The organism is Dyadobacter sp. (assembly GCF_051859145.1).
GTDB lineage: Bacteria > Bacteroidota > Bacteroidia > Cytophagales > Spirosomataceae > Dyadobacter.
The window spans coordinates 1-6,093 of sequence record NZ_JBHYGF010000259.1 but is presented as its reverse complement, the minus strand read 5'-3'; the positions used below and the strand labels follow the sequence as shown (position 1 = coordinate 6,093).

3 protein-coding genes are annotated in these 6,093 nt (G+C 50.5%); all 3 read left to right on the top strand.

All coding sequences use genetic code 11. From position 1 onward, the window contains the following. Positions 1-867, top strand: an 867-nt coding sequence (locus tag ACTIE6_RS15305) for a FecR family protein (RefSeq protein ID WP_439557465.1), incomplete at its 5' end; no start/stop codon positions are given. An 87-nt stretch (positions 868-954) separates the two neighbouring features. Further along, positions 955-4,431, top strand: a complete 3,477-nt coding sequence (locus tag ACTIE6_RS15300) for a SusC/RagA family TonB-linked outer membrane protein (RefSeq protein WP_439557464.1) — start codon at positions 955-957, stop codon at positions 4,429-4,431. A gap of 122 nt (positions 4,432-4,553) precedes the next feature. Then, a complete protein-coding gene (locus ACTIE6_RS15295; protein ID WP_439557463.1) occupies positions 4,554-6,059 on the top strand; it encodes a SusD/RagB family nutrient-binding outer membrane lipoprotein in 1,506 nt (501 codons plus the stop codon). Positions 6,060-6,093: the final 34 nt, after the last annotated feature.

Here is a 6,093-nt window from a genome sequence, read left to right as displayed (position 1 = left end):
AAAAAATGGGTGGAGCTGCAAAGACAGTTGATCCTGCCCCGGTCACGAACTTATACTTTCTGGAAATACGGTGTCGCTGCTTGCGCGGCATTACTCGTCTTCGCAGCAGTGGTTTGGTTTACGAATAATGAACCGAAATTAACGGGGTACAATATAGAACAGGTAATCGGCGGATCGGCGCGTCAGGAAAAAGTAAATGACACGGATCGCCCCATGAATGTCGTGCTGGAAGATCAAAGTGTAGTGCGGCTCGAACCTGGCGCCAGGATCAGGTTCCCCGAAAAGTTTGCTCCTCAGCGCCGGGAGGTGATTTTGGAAGGCGAGGCATTCTTTGAAGTAACCAAAAATCCTTCCAAACCCTTCATTGTATACGCCGGGGATGTGGTAACCAAAGTATTGGGCACGAGCTTCCGGGTAAGGAGTGGCAAAACCGGCAGCGATGTGACCGTTGCAGTTAAGACGGGCCGCGTATCCGTGTTTTCTCCCAAATTGACCATGCAGACAAAAGGTGTGGAAGATCCGGAAACAGGCGGCGTCGTACTAACTTCCAACCAGCAGGTAGTCTTTATGTCGAAGGAACAACGGCTTGTGAAAACGCTGGTAGAGGATCCCGCCCTGGTGGTGCCGCCGGTTGAAAAGCCAAGGTTCGCATTCGATAATGCACCCGTCAAAGACATTTTTGGAGACATCGAAAAAGCGTACGGCGTGGATATCGTGTATGATGAGGCATTGCTGGAAATCTGCCGGATTACCACTTCCATTGAAGAAGAAAACCTTTACGAAAAGCTGAACATCATTTGCACATTGCTGAATGGGACTTATAAAATCATCGACGCGCAGATCGTAATCGACAGCAAGGGATGCTAGCACACTTGAACTGAATTCTTCCTAACCCAAAACAAAACAACCAAATCTATGAGATTACTATTACGAACAGGGCCTAAACTTTCTGTGATGATGCGTATTTCAATCCTCCAATTGATTCTCGCCACTGCCTTTGCAAACCTGTCGATGGCCGGGCCTGCCGAGGCGCAGGAGGTCCTGGATCAGAACATCAGCATTGTGGTCAAAGACAAGCAGATCGGCGAAACGCTTAATATGATTGAGAAGATCGCACATGTGCGTTTCTCATACCTTCCGAAGAGCATTCAGGCGGAAAGAAAGATCACCGCGGAGTTCAGCAACAAAAAACTCAGCGAGGTACTCCGCCAGATCGTCGACCCGATGAAAATATCGGTGGAGGTGATCGGGGAGAAGCATATCCTGTTAAAAAGCACGACGACAGCAACTCCTGACGATAAAACCGGGCTGGTTACCCCCGCAAACGCGGAAACCTTTTTAGCCGACCAGACGGTCTCCGGGACTGTGAAAGATGGCGAATCGGGAGGCGGGCTGCCGGGTGTGAGCATTATTGTCAAGGGAAAAACAGTGGGTACAACGTCCGACGGTGATGGGAAATATAGCCTGACAGTCCCCGACGACGCCGTACCTATTTTTTCCTACGTAGGCTACCTCTCACAGGAAGTGGCAGTGGGAAGCCGCTCGGTGCTGGACGTTTCACTGGCCGTGGACAGCCGGAGCCTGAATGAAGTGGTGGTTACTGCATTGGGTATCAAACGGGATAAAAAAGCATTGACCTTCGCCACAGGTGAGCTCAAAGGTTCGGATTTTTCCAATGCGCGCGAAACCAACCTGGCTTCTGCATTATCGGCCAAGATAGCCGGGGTGAATGTAAGCAGCTCGTCAGGTGGTATGGCGGGCGCGTCGCGGGTAATTATCCGCGGTAACTCTTCGCTCTCGGGTAATTCGCAGCCTCTTTATGTGATTGATGGCGTGCCTATCGACAACTCCAACCGCCGCAGCGTAGGTTCACAAACCTTCGCGACCGGAGTGGACGGCGGCGACGGGATCTCGAACATTAATCCCAATGACATTGAAAGCGTGACGGTGCTGAAAGGCCCGAACGGTGCGGCATTGTACGGACAGCTCGGTGCGAACGGGGTGATCATCATTACCACCAAATCCGGTGGGAAAAACCGTAAGCCGAATCTTTCCTACAACGGCAGCTTTTCGTCGGGAACTGCATTGGTAAAGCCCGATTATCAAAATGAATACGGACAGGGTTTCAATGGGAATTTTACATTCTATCGCCAGGGAAATGGCTCTGTTGTAGCTTACAAACCGGAACTGACAGGTGGTATACCTAAACTGAGCGGTGGCCGTAACCCGACTACGCGCGGAAGCTGGGGACCAAAAATGCAGGGTCAGCAGGTTGAAGATATGTGGGGGGATACGGTAAGCTATTCACCAATCGCCGACCCGTACAAGGAGTTTTTCCAGCCCGAGAAAATGATGATGCATACGGTGAGCGTGGACGGCGGAGGCGATAAGACAACCTACTATTTTTCTTTAACCAACCTGAAAAATGACGGTTTCCAGCCTACCAACGTGCTGAAACGTAATTCGGCTACACTAAAACTCTCTACTGATATTGCAAAGGGCCTGATCCTGGATGTGAAGGCAAACTACATTCGTCAGGATGTAAATAACCGGCCTTACCTGGGCGATGATGGACAGAATCCGGTGTACCGCTTCCTGTACGTTCCGCGCAGCTTGAATATGGACGGGCTGAAAAATTACGAATACACAGCGGCCGACATTAAGAATTCGCGCGACCTGGGAGGAAACGGTTTTTTTGTAGGTGGGGAGAAAATATTTGAAAGTAACTCAGTGACATCCAATCCATTCTGGACTATCAACAACGACCATAATGAAGACCAGCGCGACCGCCTGATCGCCTATGCCAAGCTGAATTACGAGATCACCAAAGGTATCAGCATTCAGGGACGGTATGGAACTGATTTTTACTACGAGCGTCAGTATGGCTGGAAGGCGGTAGGGACCCGCGTGGCGCAAACCGGTAGTGTGTTTGAGAATACGGTTTTTAATAAAGTCGAGAATGCAGATTTGTTGCTGACGGTTTCAAAAGACGTTCAGGATTTCTCGGTCTTTTTGAATGCAGGGGCCAACCACCAGTCCAACCGTTACCGCATCGTAGGTAACTCGGGTTCACAATTAAGTATTCCCGGATTGTATGCTGTGGGCCGAACCGTCCTGAATGCGGCTAACCTCGGTGTATCTGAATATGACATTAACTCGGTTTTTGCTGCGGGTAATTTTGGTTATAAAAACATTGTATTCCTGGATCTTACCGCAAGAAACGACTGGTCGTCGACCTTGCCTGTGAAAAACAACTCGTTCTTCTACCCGTCGGTAGGCGCGAGCGTGGTGTTGACCGACGCATTGAACATCAAAGGCGGTGTTCTCGATTATGCCAAGCTCCGTGGTTCATGGGCGCAGGCGGGCCGCTCGGGGGACCCCTACAATACAAGAGGTTACTTTTCCCTGAATGCGAATACATTTCAAAACCAGCCGCTGGCAGGCTATACTTCTGTGATCACCGATCCTAACCTGAAAAATGAGCTGAAAACTTCTTACGAGGCGGGCGCGGAACTGCGGTTTTTCAAGAACAGGTTAATGGTCGATTTTACCTACTATCACTCTGTTACAAGCAACCAGATCCTGCCGATCACGATTGCTGAATCCACTGGTTTTGGTACAAAACTGACCAACGCCGGAAAAATCCAGAACCAGGGCATTGAATTGCTGATCTCGGGAACGCCGGTACAATTGAACAATGGGTTCAAATGGGAGACCAGCTTCAACGTGGCAGCAAACAAAAACAAGGTGCTGGAACTGATCGACGGGGTTTCCGAAATCCTGGTAGGCTCCGACCGGAATATCCGGATTACTGCGGTGCCCGGTCAGCCTTTCGGTGTGTTGAACGCGGCGGATTATGCTTATCTCAAAGATGACCAGGGCAACAAAATGATCGATCAGAACGGTTTGCCAATCGTTCGGTCGGTGGCTACTTCGTACCTGGGCAATGCTAATCCGAAATGGACGGGAGGTTTTTCCAATATATTCTCTTACAAAGGGCTGTCATTCAGCTCACTGATCGATATCCGTCGCGGCGGCATTATCTTCTCTCAGGGTCGCGTGCAGGAAGCTGCCTATGGAACGTCGAAACGTACATTGGAAGGACGTGAAGGCGGTCTGCTGGTAAAAGGCGTGAAAGCGCGGCAAGAGGGGACTACCTGGGTGAGCACGGGAGAGCAAAACGATGTAACAACCACCGCACAGGCTTTCTGGAACCGCGTTGCGTCCGACAAAGGCTTTGCAGTAGCCGAAGAGTTCATTTACGACGCCAGCTACATTGCGATCCGCGAACTTCGTCTTTCATACCGTTTGCCTGCGTCATTATTCGAAAAAATGAAGATTTTTAGTGGGGCTTCCCTGGCTATCTACGGACGTAACCTGGGCTATCTGGAACGCCACACCGACGGGTTTTCTCCCGAAATTCTTCTGTGAATGTCAATACGGGCACGATGGGAATGGAAGGTCACTCGCTGCCGATGATGCGGACATTTGGTGTGGACCTGAGTGTTAATTTTTGATCTAAAAAAGGCTGTTGCCCTGAAAAAATATTTGATATGAAAACAAAACATTATCTGAACCGCGTGACTGCCGGACTTGCGTTTGCGGTAACTATGCTGGGCTGTACCAAGGATTTTGAAGAACTGAACACCTCACCTACGCAACCCGCCGCGGTGCCCGCAGAGTATGTACTCACCAATGTGCAGATGAACGGGATTATGGCCGAGGGCGCCAATTGGTGGCAGGTCGGCTCGTGGGTGGAGCAATGGGCCAGCGGCTCGCTTTCGGCGCCGTCGCAATACCAGGAAGACCGAGATATTTACGAAACCCGTAACTGGGCGTCGCATTATAGTTATATCAACAACCTGGCCCAGATCCGGAACCAGTTATTGAAAGGACAGGAAGAAACACCCGCAGGACGCACCAAGCTTGCCGTCGCGAAGATCAACGAGATCTACATCTGGCAGCGTATGACCGATTTCTGGGGTGATATTCCTTACTCGGAATCTGCCAAACCCGAGGCAGAGATGATCCTGACGCCGAAGTACGATGCGCAAAAGGACATTTACGCATCTCTGCTCGCTGACCTGGATGCAGCGGCAGCCAGGCTGAATGCTTCGGATTTGTCGTACGGCGTGGCCGATGTGGTGTACAAAGGCGACGTGGTGCAATGGAGAAAATTTGCCAATATGCTCAAACTCCGAATGGGTTTCAGGCTGCGTTATGTAGATGAAGCCTGGTCTAAAAAAGTTGTGGAAGAAGCATTGGCCGGGCCTGTTTTTGTAAGCAATGCAGATAATGCGCAGGTCGTCACGAATCCGCAGGATGGTTTTGCATTGGGTTACCACCCGGTGATCAGCGGCTACAATGGCTCCAAAGAACTGAACCAGCTTGCAGAGCCATTTATCACAACACTTTTGCAGAAAAATGATCCGCGGCTGCCCAAAATTGCCGAGCCGACCGAAAACTCCAAAAAGGCAGGTGCGCCCATTTATCGCGGCCTCGGAGTAGCTTTGGGACAGAACGTAACGATCAACCGAGACGATTACTCCTATGGAACAATTTCGATCTACAACGACCGGAAAACGACTTTTCCTTATCTGTTCATGGCTTATTCCGACCTGCTTTTCTACAAAGCGGAAGCGGCGTTGCTCGGCTGGGCGGGACTTACTCCGGCCGACGCCAAAGGGTTTTATCAGGCGGGAATCCGGGCAGCAATGCAGGTTGAGCCTTATAAAATCGACGCAGCATCCATCGATACTTACATTGCAAAGGAGGGACTTTTGACGGGTTCGGCAGAGCAACAGTTGGAACAGATCATGGTTCAAAAGTGGATTAGCCTGTTTATGCGGCATTACGAAGCATTTTCGGAATGGAGACGCACCGGCTATCCAAAGCTGACTCCTGGCCCCAATAAGGGAGTTACCAATGGACAAATCCCGCGTCGCGCTGTTTATTCGGGCAGCGAGCGTTTCCGTAACCCGCAGGAATACGAAGCTGCCTCGCGCGTGCTCGCCAATGGAGATACTTATCTCAGCAGGGTTTGGTGGGATGTGAGGTAGAAGTATCTCGAAAAGTGTTTTGGAATATAAAGCG